Origin of the sequence: Streptomyces sp. NPDC089424 (genome assembly GCF_044749345.1) — a bacterium.
Taxonomy (GTDB): Bacteria; Actinomycetota; Actinomycetes; order Streptomycetales; family Streptomycetaceae; genus Streptomyces.
The window spans coordinates 1,095,445-1,111,698 of record NZ_JBIVHU010000001.1 but is presented as its reverse complement, the minus strand read 5'-3'; the positions used below and the strand labels follow the sequence as shown (position 1 = coordinate 1,111,698).

11 protein-coding genes are annotated in these 16,254 nt (G+C 70.8%); 2 read left to right on the top strand and 9 right to left on the bottom strand.

The features are described 5' to 3' along the window. Positions 1 to 27 precede the first annotated feature (27 nt). From ACIP2X_RS04905 to ACIP2X_RS04890, 4 genes are all read right to left on the bottom strand, one after another. The gene (locus tag ACIP2X_RS04905; protein WP_401668880.1) at positions 28 to 243 is read right to left on the bottom strand and encodes a hypothetical protein; all 216 of its coding nucleotides are present in this window, start codon (positions 241 to 243) and stop codon (positions 28 to 30) included. A gap of 139 nt (positions 244 to 382) precedes the next feature. Further along, the gene (locus ACIP2X_RS04900; protein WP_401667530.1) at positions 383 to 898 is read right to left on the bottom strand and encodes a hypothetical protein; all 516 of its coding nucleotides are present in this window, start codon (positions 896 to 898) and stop codon (positions 383 to 385) included. Between the two features lie 184 nt (positions 899 to 1,082). Next, the gene (locus tag ACIP2X_RS04895) at positions 1,083 to 1,619 is read right to left on the bottom strand and encodes a DUF2269 domain-containing protein (protein ID WP_401667527.1); all 537 of its coding nucleotides are present in this window, start codon (positions 1,617 to 1,619) and stop codon (positions 1,083 to 1,085) included. A 153-nt stretch (positions 1,620 to 1,772) separates the two neighbouring features. Further along, a complete protein-coding gene (locus ACIP2X_RS04890; protein ID WP_401667525.1) occupies positions 1,773 to 3,881 on the bottom strand; it encodes a DUF1996 domain-containing protein in 2,109 nt (702 codons plus the stop codon). A gap of 207 nt (positions 3,882 to 4,088) precedes the next feature. Here ACIP2X_RS04890 and ACIP2X_RS04885 point away from each other — a divergent pair, with 207 nt between their 5' ends. Beyond that, positions 4,089 to 4,718 carry a glyoxalase gene (locus tag ACIP2X_RS04885; protein ID WP_401667523.1) on the top strand — a complete coding sequence of 210 codons (630 nt, stop codon included), beginning with the start codon at positions 4,089 to 4,091 and terminating at the stop codon, positions 4,716 to 4,718. 49 nt (positions 4,719 to 4,767) lie between these two features. On the opposite strand, the gene ACIP2X_RS04880 is transcribed toward ACIP2X_RS04885, so the two are convergent. Further along, on the bottom strand, positions 4,768 to 5,340 hold the full coding sequence (locus ACIP2X_RS04880) for a TetR family transcriptional regulator C-terminal domain-containing protein (RefSeq protein ID WP_401667520.1): 573 nt from the start codon (positions 5,338 to 5,340) through the stop codon (positions 4,768 to 4,770). A 159-nt stretch (positions 5,341 to 5,499) separates the two neighbouring features. On the opposite strand from ACIP2X_RS04880, the gene ACIP2X_RS04875 reads away from it, so the two are divergent. Then, entirely contained in the window at positions 5,500 to 6,222 is a 723-nt protein-coding gene (locus ACIP2X_RS04875; RefSeq protein ID WP_401667518.1) for a hypothetical protein, read from the top strand. Between the two features lie 9 nt (positions 6,223 to 6,231). On the opposite strand, the gene ACIP2X_RS04870 is transcribed toward ACIP2X_RS04875, so the two are convergent. The 4 genes from ACIP2X_RS04870 to ACIP2X_RS04855 all read right to left on the bottom strand — a co-directional run bounded on the left by ACIP2X_RS04870 (position 6,232) and on the right by ACIP2X_RS04855 (position 16,134). Continuing rightward, positions 6,232 to 6,852 (bottom strand): TetR/AcrR family transcriptional regulator, encoded by a 621-nt coding sequence (locus ACIP2X_RS04870; RefSeq protein ID WP_401667515.1) that lies wholly within the window; start codon positions 6,850 to 6,852, stop codon positions 6,232 to 6,234. Positions 6,853 to 6,997: 145 nt separating this feature from the next. Next, positions 6,998 to 11,293: a discoidin domain-containing protein gene (locus ACIP2X_RS04865; RefSeq protein ID WP_401667512.1), complete on the bottom strand. Its 4,296-nt coding sequence runs from the start codon at positions 11,291 to 11,293 to the stop codon at positions 6,998 to 7,000. A 113-nt stretch (positions 11,294 to 11,406) separates the two neighbouring features. Next, the gene (locus tag ACIP2X_RS04860; protein ID WP_401667509.1) at positions 11,407 to 14,778 is read right to left on the bottom strand and encodes a CARDB domain-containing protein; all 3,372 of its coding nucleotides are present in this window, start codon (positions 14,776 to 14,778) and stop codon (positions 11,407 to 11,409) included. A gap of 345 nt (positions 14,779 to 15,123) precedes the next feature. Then, positions 15,124 to 16,134, bottom strand: coding sequence for a LacI family DNA-binding transcriptional regulator (locus ACIP2X_RS04855; RefSeq protein ID WP_401667506.1), 1,011 nt, complete (start codon positions 16,132 to 16,134; stop codon positions 15,124 to 15,126). Between the last annotated feature and the right edge of the window lie 120 nt (positions 16,135 to 16,254).

Below are 16,254 nucleotides of genomic sequence, written 5' to 3'. Positions count from 1 at the left end.
GCGTCGGTCGGTCCGCGCGGAGACGTGCTACTCGGACTCGCGCTCCATGACGCGGCGGGCGGCCTCGGCCTCGGCCGCCGCCGGGGACAGTTCGTCGAGGGTGTCGAGCTCGTCGTCCGCTTCGAGCTCCCGCTCCCAGGCCGCCGCGAGACGTTCCTGATCCGCGTCGGGCCGGGCGCCGACGGCCTTGCGGTGCTCCGGGTCCAGCGCCGCCAGGAATCGTCCGACCGAATCTGCCGGCATGCCGTGCTCCTTGTCGCCGGTGAGGGTGCCGTCGTTCCTGCCCAGCATGGCCACCGGGGTCCGCGCCCGACGCCCGACACGGCCCGCGACCACCCTGATGGCCCTGCCTCCGCCCAAGGGGATACCGGCCGGCGGCTTGTCACGGTGACGGGGTCGGCTCCCCCGCCCACTCCCGCAACAGCGCTTCACGCACCCGCGGCCCGGGCGTCCGATCCGCACCGTGCGCGCGGCCCCACGCCTGGACGGCGCCATGGTCCGCGGCTCCCGTCACGAGGCGGGCGAGCAACTCCTGCGACAGCGCCGCCTCGCCCGCCCCGTACCCGCGCGCCGCGGCCGCGTGGACGGTCACTTCCGCCGGCCCGGTCCCCGTCTCCAGCCGCAGCGTCATGCTGGGCGGTCCCTCTCCCAGGAAGGCACCGACGACGGCCGACACTAGCGAACCGAGCAAGCCCGCGGCGCGGCCCGTCGCGCTCGTCACGGGCACGTCCTCGACCACCGCGGACCGCAACGCCGTCCAGCTCCAGGACCGGGGTCCGTCGGGGTCCACGGCTTCCACGCCGGCGGCGGTCAGCCGCACGCAGCTCCCGTCGGCGGCCGGCGGCGAGCCCACGTACACCGCGTCCGGAGTGACCCAGAACAGTCCGACCATCGCCACGACAGCTCCTGCTTCTCCCGCTTTCGAGGTCCTGCTTCCGGCTCCTGACCCCGGCCTGCGCCTAACGGGCCCGGGTCCGTGCCCGACACCTCTACCCTCCGCTCGGCGCCCGGCCGGGCAGGCACGCCGGAGAAGGCCCGACCCGCGGGCACGGGATGAGCCTCGGCGGGTCGGCGGGCGGGGGTCAGACCGGCTCGGTGAGCCGTTCGGCGGGCCTCGGCGCGCGGCCGGCCGAGCGGAGCCTGCGGCCCCGGCGGGTCGGTCCCCAGGGCTTGAGGATCGAGATGACCGTCATGAACACATAGGCGGACAGGGACACTACGGGCCCCATGAGGACGTCACCGGCGTCCGGCAGTCCTTCACCGGCCGTCACGGAGGCGACCGCGGCGTTCACCCCGGGGCGCAGGGCGAAGGCCGTGGCGGTGGTCGTGGCCAGGGTCAACCAGAACTTCGTGTACACCCAGCGATGCCTGGCCAGGCCCCATTGCGTGCCGAGGGACAGCAGCAGACCGCCGCCCAGCGTGAGGAACGCGAGGGGCAGCAGGAGCCAGTCGGCGAAGAGCTTCATGGCGCGGACGGACGCCTCGACCGTCTCCGCCGAGCCGGAGGTGGCCGCGGTGAGGCCTAGTGCGAGCAGCCCGAGCGTGAGCCCTAGCCAGCTCGCGGAGGCGACGACGTGTGTGACGAGAAGGACCCGGCGTGCGGGGCGGCTGAGTTTCACCCACCCACCGTGCCGCCCGTCGGGTGCGCGAGGCATCTGACGGCGGGAGTAGGTGGGCGTACTGGCCTCGGCGTACGCGGGGCCGTGCGGGACGGCGAGAGCCCGGGTCCTCGAGGAACCCGGGCTCTCGTCGTCGACTGCGGTCCGCCGACGCTACACCTGGCGGCGCCGGGTGCGTACCAGCAGGAGTCCGCCCGCGATCAGGAGCGCGGAGCCGGCCGCCGCGGGCCACAGGCGCGCGCCCGTCTCGGCGAGTCCGCCCTGGTTCCCCTGCGGAGCGGCGACCTGCTGCCCGGTCGACGTCCCGGTGCCGGAGCCGCCCGCTCCGGCGTCAGCGACGGGCGCCCGCGAAGTGGCGGCCGGCAGGGGGGCGTTCGGGGTGCCCGCGGCCTTGGGCTCGACGGGACGCTGCGTGTTCGTCGCCGGGGCGTCGTCCGCCGGCGCACTCTCGTCGTCGGGGACGTCGCCGGGCTCGGCACCGCCGCCGGAACCCTTGCCGGGCTCGTCCACACCACCGTCGTCACCGGGGTCACCGGGCTGCTCCGCGCCACCGTCACCCGGGTCACCAGGCTGCTCCGCGCCACCGTCACCCGGGTCACCAGGCTGCTCCGCGCCACCGTCACCCGGGTCACCAGGCTGCTCCCCGCCACCGTCACCGGGCTCACCGGGCTGCTCCCCGCCACCGTCACCGGGGTCGCCAGGCTGCTCCCCGCCGCCGTCACCCGGCTCCTCTGCGCCGCCGTCGCCGGCGCCGTCGCCGCACTCGCGTCCCTCGTTGATGCAGTCGACCATCTCCCCCATCAGGTCCTCGTCGAAGACGTTGATGAAGTCGCCGTGGTCGGTGACCGGCTTGTGGAGCTGCTCCGGGAAGGAGTCCACCGCGAACAGGGGCGTCGTACTGCCGCCGTCGTTCAGGCTGGGCGCGTCAACGTCGTAGACGATCCGCTGCACCAGCTGCGGGATCGCGCGGAAGCCGGAGGGGCAGGTGCCCGAGGCGTCTGCGAAGGCCACGTGCGTGCGGTGGTTGGCGCTGTCGATGTTGGAGCCGTCCCAGCAGCTCTGGAAGCGGAAGGTGCGCACCACGTCGCTGCCCGACGGGCAGAGCGGGTACTTGTCCTTCAGCTGCCGGTCCTCGAAGCCGGTGCAGCTCCACGAGGCGTTCGCGTTGCCGGGGCCGTTGACGAACGCCTTGGCGTCGCCGGTGATGATGCGCAGCAGCCTCGGCATCGCGGTGACCTCACCGAGCGGGCTGCCCTCGAACGTCAGCGTGACCTCCTTCGGCGTCACGATCTCGCCGGCGTTGCCTTCCACCCCGCCGCCGGGCGACTGGGCGTCCTGCTCCTGCGTGCCGTTCTGCAGCCGCAGCACGGGCCAGTAGTACGACGACTTGTCGCCCTGGTCCGCGCAGCTGGTGTCGGCCGCGGCGAGGTCTTCGTCGCTCGCGAACGCGTCGTTGGACTGGTTGCCGATGTAGTCGTGGAAGTGGTGCGCCCCGTTGGTGACACCGGGGGCGACGATCACGTTGTCCGAGTTGAACAGGCCACCGGCGTTGACACCGCAGCTGGTCGTGAAGGTGCCGCGCGAAGCGGCCTCCGACTGCTGCGGAGCGGCCACGTTGGGCTGGACCGAGGCGATGTCCGCGTAGTCCGCGGCGACGGGTCCGTTGCCGCCCTGCCCGCCGATGCCGCCCTGTCCTTCGCCGCCCTGGTCGCCGCCCTCATCGCCGCCTTCGGCCTGACCTCCCTCGCCGGCCTGACCCTCACCCTCGCCCTCGGAGCCGTCACCGGCCTGTTCCTCGCCGGTGCCCTCCTGCGCGCCTTCGGCCTCCAGCAGGGTGCACGCCGCCAGGGCTTCCAGCCCTTCCGGCCGCTCGCCCGCGCTCTCCAGCGCGGCCGCGATGCGCTGGATCGTGGCGCCGCGCTCGTCCGTCAGCGGCTTCACCACCGCATCCTGCGCCGACTCGACGGGCTGCTGCTGCAGTTGCTGATAGGCCTCGGCGATCTGCTGGTCGAGCAGGGCGAGTTCCTTGTCGACCTCCGCCCGTGCCGCCTCCGGCACCTCGGTCAGCCGCTCGCCCACGTCGGGGCAGTCGATCGTGGCGGCGCCCCACGCGCTCTTGGTGTCACCGACGTTGTCGCCGCCGTCGGTGGCGGAGGCGTACACGTTCACACCGACCAGTGCTCCGCCGCCGAGCATCAGCGCGACGGCTGCGAATGTCGCGCGTCGCGCGCCGGTTGGGCGTCTGCGCGTGTTGCGTCCCACGGTTGTACTCCTACGCGTTGGTCGACCCGGGCATGAGTTCCCCCGGGTGCCATACGGGAGGCGGGGCCGGTGTGTTCAATCGGCTCACGAATTCGCAGGAGTCCCGTGAGGCGCGCGCGGTGGTCGCGGAGCCGGCGCGCAGGACCCGGCAGGACCGGTCAGGAATCGAGAAGCCTCGGCGGTGCCGCCGCCCCTAGCGTGAGGGGCATGGCAATCACCGCATCCACCACGTCCCTCGCCTCCGTCACCCTCGAGGTGGCCGACCTCGAGGCCGCCCGTCGTTTCTACGCCGCCTTCGGAGTGGACACGCACATCCGCCTGCGGGCGTCCGACGCGCACTCCACCGGTTTCCGTGGCTTCACCCTGGCGCTCACGGTGTCCCGGCCGGCCACCGTCGACGGCTTCCTCGGCGCCGCGGTCGAGGCCGGCGCCACGGTGCTGAAGCCCGCCGCGAAGTCGCTGTGGGGGTACGGCGGCGTCGTCCAGGCGCCGGACGGCACGATCTGGAAGGCCGCGACCTCGGCGAAGAAGGACGCGGGGCCGGCCAACCGGGAGATCGACGAGGTCGTCCTCCTGCTCGGCGTCGAGGACGTGAGGGCCGGCAAGCAGTTCTACGTCGACCGGGGCCTGACCGTGGCCAGGAGCTTCGGCGGCAAGTACGCCGAGTTCGCCGCCGACGGGGCCGGTCCCCTGAAGCTGGCGCTGTACAAGCGTCGCGGCCTGGCCAAGGATCTCGGCGTCCCGGCCGACGGCACCGGCTCGCACCGCGTCGTCCTCGGCGGCTCGGCCGGCTCCTTCACCGACCCGGACGGCTTCGCGTGGGAGGCCGCCGCCTGACGGACGCCACCTGGCAGGAGCGGGCCGGAAACGGGCCACGCCTGCGACGTCAGCGCAGCAGTACGCCGAAGACGACGGTGAAGAAGGTCTCGAAGGCCCGTGCCGAGCGGTCGGCCCGGGCGGAGATCAGGGCGCCCTCCCAGGCGTTCAGCACGAAGCGCGCCAGGGTCGCCGCGTCCAGGGTCTTCGCCACGTCGCCCGCCTCCTGGGCGTCGGCGACGGCGACGGCGAGCGCGTCGGTCCATGCCTGGAGGCTCCGGCTGGTCGTCTCGCGCAGCGCGTCGCTGTGATCGGCGACCTCGACGGCGAGGTCGCCCACCAGGCAGCCCTTGTGGAACTCCGCCCGGACGTTCTCGTCGCGCAGGAACTCGAAGTGTTCCCGCAGCCGGGTCAGGGGCGCGACCGAGCGGTCACGGAGATCGTCGAGGCGCCGGGTCGTGCCGTACCGCTCCAGGGCCACGACGGCCAGGGCTTCCTTGCTGTCGAAGTGGTTGTAGAACGACCCCTTCGGCGCGCCCGCGGCGTCGGTGATGTCCTTCACGCCCGTCGCCGCGTAGCCACGGGCGTGGAACTCCTGCACCGCCGCGGCGACGAGGTTCTCCCGCAGGCTCGCTCTGGGCATCGCTGCCTCCCTCGGTTAGAGACGATCGGTCGTTTTAGAGCATAGCAAGAACAGAGTCTGTCAGCTGGGCCACACCTGTCGGGCTTGCTTCGTTTAAGACGACCGGTCATTATCGAGCTCACAAGAGTTCCCCCACCGATCGACCAGAAGGACCTAGTCATGAGTGATCTCGCGGCCCATGTCATCGAAGCGCACGGCGGGCTCGACCGCTTCCGGCGGTACGAGTCGGTCACGGCCGGCTTCCGCTCCGGTGGCGCGCTGTGGGGCCTGAAGGGCCGGGAGGGCATCCTCTCGCAGACCACGGTTCGCGTGGATCTTCACCGGCAGCACGCGAGCCACCACCCCTTCACCGCCCCCGACCTGCGCACCTCCTTCACCGCCGACCGGGTGGCCGTGGTGGACGACCAGGGCGAGGTGCGGGCCGAGCGACGGGCACCCCGGCAGGCGTTCGAGGGTCACACCCTCGCGACCCCGTGGGACGACCTGCACGTGGCCTACTTCGCCGGCTACGCGATGTGGACCTACCTGACGTCGCCGTTCAGCTTCGTCTCCCCCGGCTTCCGCACCGAGGAGCTGCCTCCCCTCACCACGGAGGAGGGCGAGCGGTGGAGCCGGCTCAAGGTCACCTTCCCGGACCGGATCGCCACGCACAGCCGCGAGCAGCTCTTCCACTTCGGTGAGGACGGCCTGCTCCGCAGGCACGACTACACCGCGGAGGTCATCAACGCCGGTCCGGCGGCGCACTTCACGTCCGACCACGCGGATTTCGGCGGCATCATGGTCCCCACCCGGCGACGGGTGCACCCGCTGAACGAGGACGGGTCGGTCTCGCGCGACATCGAACTCGTCACCATCGACATCGACGACGTCACGTTCGCGTGAGCCGCGCCGTCAGACGGCGGCCGCGTTCCCCTCGACGGCACGCGCTCCGAGGAGGGCCAGGGCGTTGTTCCACAACGCGTCGAGCTGCGCGGTGTTGTTGTACAGCTTCGCGAAGAGCACCTGGCCCTCCAGCTGCGCGACCACGGAACGAGCGGCGTCGCGGGTGTCGGTGACCTGCACGTCCCCGCGCTCCGACGCCGCGCGGATCACCTCGTCGATCATGTCCACCTGGGCGTCGAAGATCTGCTGCAGACGGTCGCGGATCGCCTCGGTCTGGTTGCTCATCTCCAGCGTCAGGTTGCCGAACATGCACCCGGACACGGAGCCGCACGAGGCCTTGCCGGCGTTCTGGGCGGCCGTGGTCTCCTCGAAGAGCTGCCGGAGCCGCTGCAGGGGCTCCTGGTCACCGCCCAGCACGCGCTCCCAGTCGCGCCGCTGCGCCGTCCAGTGCTCGTCGATCACGGCCAGCGCCAGGGCTTCCTTGGACTCGAAGAAGTAGTAGAAACTGCCCTTCGGCACCCCGGCCGCCTTGCAGATCTCCGTCACCCCGAGGGCCGAGTAGCCGCGCAGTTCGATCAGAGACCGGGCAGCGGTGAGGATCTTGTCCCGGGCATCGCTCGTTCGTCCCATGCCGCGAGTGTACGACCGTTCGCCCGAAAATAGGCAACCGGTCCACTATGAGGCGGGCCACTGTCACGGGAGCGGCGCCCGCCGCTGGGTGCGGCGGGCGCCGGTCGTGGCCGTGGACCTGATCTTCAGAGCGCGAAGCCCCAGGTCAGCAGGGATTGATGAGGAGTTTGAAGGTCGTCGTGCTGTTGCGGATGTTCTCCGCGTTGTTGCTCATCCGCAGGCAGTTGAACGTCGCCTCACCGACCGCCGGTCCCTGTCCGGGCTCGGGCATCTCGTTGACCCAGATGCCCATGCCGGACTTGGCGTCCCAGGCGTCCCCGCTCTTGCGGGCGCCGGTGATGGAGATGTCGTTGAAGACGGTGTCCTTCACCGGGTTCTCCGGCCGGCCCGCGCCGTCGTACTTCGTCTGGAACATGATCCCGCTGTAGGTGGGATCGACGATGTCGACGTCGTTGACGCGAATGCCCTGGAAGACCTTGGAGGCGGAGAAGAGCCACATGCCGCCGAAGGTCTGGTTGCCCCAGAAGTGGCCGCCCGCCCGGACGATCGAGATGTTCTCGAAGGTCGTCGGCCCGGTCCCGAAGCCGTTCATCGGGTAGCCGAAGTCCAGCGAGGAGATCGTGATGCCGGAGTAGACGAGGGTGTCGGCGATGTGGATGTTGCGGAAGGTGTTGTCGTAGCCGCCGTAGACGGCCACGCCCGCCGCCCTCCAGGTCAGGGTGGAGCTCAGGTTCTCGTAGACGTTGTTCTTCATGTCCGCGCCGCCCGCGTCGATGGCGGAGAACAGCGCGAAGCTGTCGTCACCGGTCGCGCGCGCGTCGTTGTTGCTGACGAGGTTGTCCGTCGACCCGTTGGTCATGTTGATGCCGTCGGCGAACATGTTGCGGATCCGGGAGTTCTTGATGGTGATCCGGTCCGTGTTGGCGCCCCAGTAGAGGCAGACCATGTGCTCGTTCCAGATGTCGTCGATGACGATGTCCGAGACGTTCGCGAAGTCGAAGACCTTGCCCGGTCCGTCGATGCGCGAGGTGTAGTTGCCGAAGTAGGCGAAGCCCTTGAAGAGCGAGCCCTTGGCGGCCGCCTCGGCACGGAAGCCCACGTCGGTGTTGTCCTGGGTGGAGGGCGCGTGGAAGCGCGTGTACCAGGGCCCGGCGCCGACGACCTGCACCGCCTTGCCGTACACCTGGAACTTGCTCGACGTCTGGTAGTCGCCGGGCGGCAGGTAGACACCGACCAGCTTGCCGGTGGTGTCCATGCGCACCCGGTCGAGCGCGTTCTGCACGTCCTGGTGCGTGAAGCCGGCGGGCACCGTGAAGGTGGCCGGGTCCGGGTTGGCGACCGGGGAGACCCGCTCCAGGCTGACGAAGTCGATCGCGTAGTGACCGGCGGTGTTGGCCGCGTCCTTCTGCAGCCGGATCTTGCTGCCCGCGGGGACGGTCTCGGCGAACATCATGTGCGCCTCGTCGTAGATGTGCCGGGGCGCGCCCGATCCGGGCGAGTTGCCGGGCGAGGCCTCCGCTCCGTACAGCCAGGCGTACTTCGAGGTCAGCGGCAGTGCCTTCTTGAAGACGCCGTCGACGTACACGTTGAGAGTGGAGTCGATGCCGCCTCCCCCGGGGGCGTCCGGGATCGAGAACCGGGTGACCAGGGTGTTGGTGGCGGCCCGGGTGGTGAACTCGACGTACTCGCCGGTCGCGTCGAGGTTCACCGCCTTGCGCCCGGAGGCCTCGCCGGCCATGTCGCCGACGGTGCGGTTGGGTCCGACGACGGTGGCGCCGCCGCCGGCCGTGCCGTCCTCCGCCTCCTGGTTCGTGTACGGCATGTTCGCGCCGCGGCCGACGAACAAGGGCTGCGTGGAGGTGTTGTTGGCACGCTTCACCGGCAGTTCGTTGGCGTCGTCGGCGAGGACCGTCCGCACCGTGTACGAACCGTTTGCCGCCGTCCACGGTCCGAGGTTCACCTCGGCCGAGGCGCCCGCGGCGAGGGTGCCGGTGTGGGCGCCGGTCAGGGTCCTGACCGTCTGGCCCTGACCGTCGAGGAGAGTGAGCGTCACGCCGTGACTGCCGGACGTGCTCGGCTCGTTGCCCTGGTTCCTCACCGTCACCTTGAAGTTGACGGTGTCACCGGCCGCCGGGCTGGACGGCGTGGTCGTCACCGCGGCGGCGACGAGGTCCGCGCTGGCGACGGGCCTGACCACGAGCGGGGTGGAGCGGGTGTAGGTGTTGTTGGTCTCGTTCTGCTCGATGACCGTGTTCGCCTCGTCGGCGACCGCGCTCAGCTCGTACGAGCCGGCGTCGCGGGCCCCGACGGACGCGCTGACCGTCGTCTGTGCGCCGGCCGCGAGGGCGCCGACCTGCGCGGTGGCGACCTGGGTGCCGCCGAGGCGCAGCGCGACCCGGCTCGCCGCGGCCGCTGCCGGGCCGTCGTTGCGTACGGTGGCCGACACGGTGATCTCGTCCGACTCCACCGGTGCGGCGGGCGAGGTGGTGAGGTTCGTGACCACGAGGTCCGGGTTGGGCGCGGGGACGCCGACGACCTGGAACTCGGCGATCTGACCTGCCGGGGCGCCGGAGTTGGCGGTGAACCTGAGCTGGACGTCGGCCACGCGGCCGCCGACCGGGACGGTGACCGTGTTGCCGTTCGCCGGGTCGAAGGTGTAGCTCCTGGCCGCGACGAGGCCGGTGAAGCCGGTGGCGCTCTGGGCCCGGCCGAGGACCTCGATCGTCTGGGAGCGGGCGGACCAGGCGGTGTCGGGGTTCAGCTTGAGCACGAGCCGGTCGACGTCGGCGTTGGCGCCCAGCTTGACGGTGAGGGTGTTGGGGTAGCTGCCGCCCGCGCCTTCCCAGTAGGTCGCCGTGTTGTTGTCGTTGGCGTTCGTGGCGACGAAGGTGTGCACGGTGGAGGAGGCATCGATCGGCTTGCCGACGGCGAGGTTCGAGCCGCCTCCGCCGCTGCCGTTGCGGGTCACGGTGTTGCTGTTGCCCGACTGGTTGCCGGCGGCGTCCTTGGCGCGGACGTGGTAGGTGACGGTGCTCGTCGCGGGCTGGGTGTCGGTGAAGGTGGTGACGTTCCCGGCGACGCTGTCCCGCAGGACGTTGTTGGCGTAGATGTCGTAGCCCGTGACACCGACGTTGTCGCTGGAGGCGTTCCAGGTCAGCCTGATCTGTCCGCTCGCGGGCTCGGTGAACGCGAGGTTCGCGGGGGCGGACGGCGCCTGGGTGTCGCCGGAGTCGCCGACACGGGTGACGGTGTTGCTGTCGCCCGACTGGTTGCCGGCGGCGTCCTTGGCGCGGACGCGGTAGGAGACCGTCTGGTTCGCGGGACGGCTGTCGGTGAACGTCGTGACGTTGCCGGCGACGGAGGTGAGCAGGGATCCGTTGGCGTAGATGTCGTAGCCGGCGACGCCGACGTTGTCGCCGGAGGCGTTCCAGGTCAGCCTGATCTGTCCGCTCGCGGGCTCGGTGAGGGCCAGGTTCGCGGGGGCGGACGGCGCCTGGGTGTCGCCGCCGGCCGGGCCGTAGATCTCCAGTTCGGAGAGCTGGGCCGCCGGCTGGACGGAGTTGGCGGTCACCAGGACGCGGACGTGCCGGGTGGTGGCGGAGTCGAGGGTGATCGTGACGGTGTTGTCGTTCGCCGCGTTGAAGGTGTGCGCCTGGGAGGCCGAGAGGTCGGTGTAGGAGGTGCCGTTGGTGCTGCCCTGGATCTTCAGGGTCTGGCTGCGGGCGCCCCAGCCGGCCGGCAGTTTCAGCACGACGCGGTTCACGGCCACGGAGGCGCCGAGGTCGGCCTCGATCCACTGCGGCAGGGCGTTGTTGGCGCTCTCCCAATAGGTGGCCCGGTTGCCGTCGTTGGCGTTGGGGGCCGCGTACACCTCGGTGTGGCTGCTCGCCTTCAGGGTCTTGCCGGCCGCGAGGTTCGCCGAGGATCCCTCGGCCGCGTGCACCTCCAGTTCGGACAGCTGCGCCGCCTGCCAGCCGGTGTTGGCGCTGATGGCGATGCGCACGTAGCGGGTCTGGGTGGCCGGGAAGGAGACGGTCACCGCGTTTCCGGAGCCGGGGCTGAAGGTGTAGGCGGCGGAGCTCTTCAGGGTGGTGAAGCTGGTGCCGTCGGCGCTGCCCTGCACGGACAGGGTCTGGGTACGGCTCTCCCAGCCCGCGGGCAGCTTCAGGACGACCTCGTCGACGCGCTCGCCGGTGCCGAGGTCGGCCTGCACCCACTGCGGCAGGGTCGTGCCGGCGCTCTCCCAGTACGAACCCTGGTTGCCGTCGGTGATGTTCGCGGCGCCGTAGGCTCCGCCCGCGCTGCTCGCCGACGCGCTGTCACCGAGCGCGATGTTGGGGCCGCCCGCCGCTCGGGCGGTCATCAAGGGACCGCCGATCGCCAGCAGGCTCGTCGCGACCAGGGCGCTCAGGCACCGTGATCTCCAGGTGGGGGTACTCATCAGTCCTCGCATTTCGGGCTCGCACGCCGGGTGCGAGTCACGGCTCGGGGATGGTGTCCGGATCTGACGCGCGGCGGCCCGCAGGGAGCGGGCCGCCGCACCGGTGCGGTGGATCAGTTGCGGTCGATGACGAATTGCGAGCCCGGCTCGACGCAGACGTCGCTCTCCGCCGAGTTGGTGATCGTCACGTCCGTCAGGGTCGCGCTGCCCCGGGCCCCGCCCATCGCGAGGACACCGCAGCCGTTCACGGACTTGTCGATGCGCACGTTGCTGATCTTCACGTTCGGCATCGCGCCGCCACCCGTCTTGAACTGGATGCCGTCGTAGGTCGAGTCGTGGATCTCGGTGTCGCGGATGGTGACCCCGGGGATGTCCGGTCCCTGCGCGAAGAGCGTGATGGCGCCGAACTCCTGGGCCTCGCCCCAGAACGCCCCGCCCGTGCGGTGCAGCGCGTTGTTGGCTATGAGGGTCTGCCCGGAGAAGGGCAGCGGGTCGTGGTCGGTCGCCAGCATGATCCCCGGGTAGTTCATGGTGTCCGCGATGACGTTGTTCTCGATCGTGTTGCCGTAGCCGCCGTAGACGGCGATTCCGTTGGCCCGCCAGGGCAGCTGGATCGTGTTGTTGCGGAAGTGGTTGTCGTGGCCGATGTCCACCGACGTGTCCTTGACGTACTTGCTCGCCCAGACGGCCAGGGCGTCGTCGCCGGTGTTGCGGAACGAGGAGTTGTGGACCGTCGAGTTGCGCGTGCCGTTGGCGAAGTTGATGCCGTCGGCGTAGGTGTTGCGGATCCGCATCCCGGTGAACTCCAGGCCGTCGCCCGGACCCCACAGCTCGGGGATGTTGGAGTAGTCGCGGCCTGCCCAGACGCCGACGTTGGCGTGCTCGATCCAGACGTTGCTGATCTTGGTGTTCTTGCCGAACCGGCCGTTGAGGCCGACGCCGCCCTCGGCGTTGCCGTCACCGCCGCGGATGGTCCCGGAGCCGAAGATGGCGATGTCGGAGATCTGGGTGTTCTCGTCGATGTCGAAGCCGAAGTTGCCCTCGTGCGGGTGGTTGATGCCGCCCGCCTGGTGGGGCGGGGTCAGGGTGTACAGCTGGGAGTGCCACATGCCGGCGCCGCGGATGGTCACGTCACGGATGCCGACCTGGTTGTGGGTACCGCGGTTCAGCGGGTCGTCGGTGAGGATCTTCTGCTCCTGGCGCCACTGACCGGCCGGGATCCACACGCAGGCGATCTCGCCCTTCTGGTCGGCGGTCACGGCGCGCTGGATCGCGTCGGTGTCGTCGATGCCGTCGTTGGGGACGGCGCCGTACTCGGTGATCGAGGTGCACGCGGCCGGCTTGGCGGCCGGGGGCGCGACCTGCTCCAGGTCGATCAGGTCGATGATGTAGAAGTCGGCGGTGTCGCCCGCGTCCCGCTGCAGACGGAACTTGGTGCCCGCCGGGTACGACTGGCTCAGCAGGGCGTTCGACTCGTCGAAGAGGCGCCGGGCGTCGCCGCCGGGCCGGTTGGTCAGACCCTCCGGGTCGTCGGTGGACCCGTAGAGCCAGCTGTGCTTGGAGGACAGCGTCAGCTTGCGCACGAAGGTGCCGTCGGCGTAGAGGCTGATGGTCGCCTCGCGGCCGCCGCCGGCCGCGGCGTCGGGGATGGAGTTGCGTACGACGACGGAGTTGGCGGCGTTCGTGGAGGTGAACTCCACATAGTCACCGGTGCTGTTGAGGCGGACCGACTGGCGGCCGGAGGACTCGGTGGCGAAGTTGGTGTGCCCGAAGGTGCGCTTCTTGTCGGCGGTGAGCAGCGTTCCGCTGTAGCGGGCGTCCTCGGCCTCGTACTCGGTGTACGGGACCGCGGCGCCGCGCCCGACGACGATGGAGCGCGCGAAGACGTTGTTGTTCTCGTCGGTCTCGGCGACCGTTGCGGTGGCGTCGGCCGTGGCGGTCAGGGTCGCGGCGCCGTTCGTGGCCGTCCAGGTGCCGCCGATGGTGACGGTGGCCGTCTGCCCGGCGGCGATCGCTCCGGTCGTCCCCTGGAGAGTGGTGCCGCCGACGGTGAGGCGGGTGACGGTGCCGGCGGGGACGGCGCTGGTGCCGCGGTTGTTGACCGCGACGGTGAAGGAGACGGGCGCGCCGGCCGCGGGCGCCGCGGGGTTGGTGGTGATGCCGGTGACCCGCAGGTCGGGGCCGGGGCTCTGGGAGACCGTCAGCTTCGTGGCCGCGGTGCGGCTGTTGTTGCTGTTGTCGAGTTCCGTGACGGTGTCCGTCGGGTCGACGGCGGCCGAGACGGTGTACGCGCCCATGGGGCGCCGGCCGACGGGGACGCCGACGGTGGTGGAGGCGCCGGCGGCGAGCGCGGCGACCGGTGCGGATCCGGCGACGGCGCCCTCGACGCTGACGTTGACGGTCGTCGCGGGGGCGGGCGCGGTCCCGGTGTTGCGCACGGTGGCGCGGACCGTCACGTCGTCGGCCTCGCTCGGCGAGGCCGGGGTCCATGTCAGGTCGCCCACGACGAGGTCCGGCTGGGGTGTGGCCTTGCCGAGGACCTGGAACTCGGCGACCTGCGCGCCGGGGGCGCCGGTGTTGGAGAAGAACGTGAGCCGGACGTCGGCGACGCGGCCGGTCACCGGGATGACGACGGAGTTCTGTCCGGAGGACGGGCTGAAGGCGTAGCTGGCACGGGACTTGAGGGTGGTGAAGCCGGAGGCGCCGTCCGCCCGGCCGAGGACCTCCAGGGACTGGGTCCTGGCACCCCAGATCTGGTCCGGGTTCAACTTGACGACCACGGCCTCGACGTCCGCGTCGGAGCCGAGCTTCACCGTCAGGCCGGCCGGGAAACCCGCCGACTCCCAGTAGGTGCCGGTGTTGTCGTCGTTGGCGTTCGAGGCCACGTAGTTCTGGGTGGCGGAGGTGGCCTCGATCGGCTTGTTGCGTGCCAGGTTCGTTCCCTCGACCGGCGGGTCGACCGGGCCGGAGTCGTCCTCGCCGTAGACCTCCAGCTCGGACAACTGGGCCGCGTTCCAGCCCGAGTTGGCCGACACCTGGACCCGGACGTACCGGGCGGTGGCGGTGGGGAGGTCGATGTTCGCGGTGTTGGCCGCGGACGGGGTGAAGGAGCGCGCCTGCCCGGCGGCGAGGGTGCTGAAGGAGTTTCCGTCGGTGCTGCCGAGGACGGCGAGCGTCTGGGAGCGCGCCTCCCAGCCGGTGGGCAGCTTCAACGCGACGCGGTCGAGGGGCAGGGGGGCGCCCAGGTCGACCTGCACCCACTGCGGGAAGGAGCCGGTCGGGCCCTCCCAGTACGACTGCTGGCTTCCGTCGGTGACGTTGGCCGCCGGGTAGGCGCCGTGCGCTCCCTGGGCCGTCGCCGCTCTGCCGAGGGCGAGATTGGTCTCCGCCGCGGCGTGCGCGGGGGCGGGTAGCAGCCCGACGGTGATCAGGCCCGCTGTCAGCAGACCGACCCCCAGTCGCCTGCTCGGATGTGTCCGTCTCATGGTGGCCTCTCCACGATCCGGGCGCAGCGCATGACCTCTCGCCCTCCCCCGGGCTCGGATGCGACCGTGCGCACGCGACGTCCTGGACGAGGAACGAGGAGGTCACGCGCGGGACCCAGCATGACTCCAATAAGGAACGGCGACGGTAGGACGATTTCTTGAGTAAATCTGTGACTCATTTGCATCGCCAGGGTGACAGGTTTCTACTGCGTGATGGCTTTGTCAACGGTTCCGTCATGCACACGGCACGACCTGCGCAGCGGAACGACGAACGGCACCGGTATCGGGGCCGCTCGGGGCGGCGGCGATACCGGTGCCGTTCGGGTGACGCGCTTCAGGAAAGGGTCAGCGGACGGGCGGCGGAGCCGTCGATCCGCGGACGACGAGCTCGGGCTCGAAGAGCAGCTCGCCGGGGTGGGCCTGGGTCCCCTGGATCTGGGCGCAGAGCAGATCGACCGCCGCGCGCCCCATGGCCTCGATGGGCTGACGCACCGTCGACAGCGGCGGTTCCGTGCAGGTCATGAACGCGGAGTCGTCGTAGCCGATGACCGACACCTCGGAGGGGACCAGGAGCCCACGCCGGCGGGCGGCCCTGATGGCCCCGAGGGCGAGCGGGTCGCTGGCGCACACGATGCCGGTGACCCCCCGCTCCAGCAGCCGCGCCGCCGCGGCCTGCCCGCCCTCCAGGGAGAAGATGGACCGCTCCACGAACTCCTCGGCCCACGGCATGCCGGCGACCTTCGCCGCGGCCCGGGCCGCCTCCAGCTTGCGGCGCGAGGGCACGTGATCGGCGGGGCCGAGGACCAGGCCGATCCGCTCGTGGCCGAGCGAGGCGAGATGACGCCAGGCCTGTTCGACGGCGACGGCGTCGTCACAGGCGACACAGGGGAAGTCGAGCCCCTCTATCGACGCGTTGATGAGGACGACGGGGATCTTGCGCTCGGCCAGCTGGTGGTAGTGCTCGTGCGGGGCGTCCGCCTGCGCGAAGAGGCCTCCGGCGAAGATCACTCCGGAGACCTGCTGCTGGAGCAGCAGGTCCACGTAGTCGGCCTCGGAGACGCCTCCGCGGGTCTGTGTGCACAGCACGGGAGTCAGCCCCTGCTGAGCGAGCGCACCACCGATGACCTCGGCGAACGCGGGAAAGATCGGGTTCTGCAGCTCAGGGAGCACGAGTCCGACGAGCCGCGCGCGCTCGCCGCGCAGCTGGGTCGGCCGCTCGTACCCGAGGACGTCGAGGGCCGTGAGCACGGACTGACGGGTCGCCTCGGAGACCCCGGGCTTGCCGTTGAGGACACGGCTGACCGTCGCCTCGCTGACACCCACTTTCTTCGCCACCTGAGCAAGTCGTCGCGTCATACACGCAAGGGTAGCGCAAATCCAATGCAAGATGTGCAAGTGGATTGCACTCTTTCCATTGCGGAATCCGCCGGTCCGCTCACGGCGGCAGCGCCCCGGCACCCCGCGGAGCGTTCTGTC